This is a genomic window from Paraburkholderia sp. SIMBA_027 (assembly GCF_046535315.1).
GTDB classification, from domain to species: Bacteria; Pseudomonadota; Gammaproteobacteria; order Burkholderiales; family Burkholderiaceae; genus Paraburkholderia; species Paraburkholderia tropica.
In genome coordinates, this window is the sequence record NZ_JAWRWY010001036.1 from 1 (window position 1) to 257 (window position 257).

General features: G+C 69.6%; 2 pseudogenes. One reads left to right on the forward strand and one right to left on the reverse strand.

Features of this window, described 5'->3' with window-relative positions:
* Positions 1–79 (forward strand): annotated as a pseudogene (locus SB764_RS42265) (Crp/Fnr family transcriptional regulator); the annotation flags it as partial.
* Positions 80–103: 24 nt separating this feature from the next.
* Here the strand turns inward: SB764_RS42265 and SB764_RS42270 are convergent.
* Positions 104–257: pseudogene (locus tag SB764_RS42270) on the reverse strand (metal ABC transporter ATPase); the annotation flags it as partial.

A 257-nucleotide genomic window follows, 5' to 3' on the forward strand; every position in this document is an offset into this window, starting at 1 on the left:
GTTCCATCGGGAGTCGCTCGTCGAAACACGCGGCAAGCGCGTGCGGATCATCGACGCGCAGGCGCTCGCACAGGTCTGACGGATAGAGCGCGCGCGGCCGGCATCATTGCGCGGCGGCGCCCGTCTTGACCTGACGTAACGCGACGGCGGCTTCGGATTCGTCCGCGTGCCACGCGGACAGCGCCTGTTCGGCGTGCGCGAACGCGCGGCGCATCGTGTCGTTCACATCGTCGCCGGTGCTGGACGGCAGCGATGCC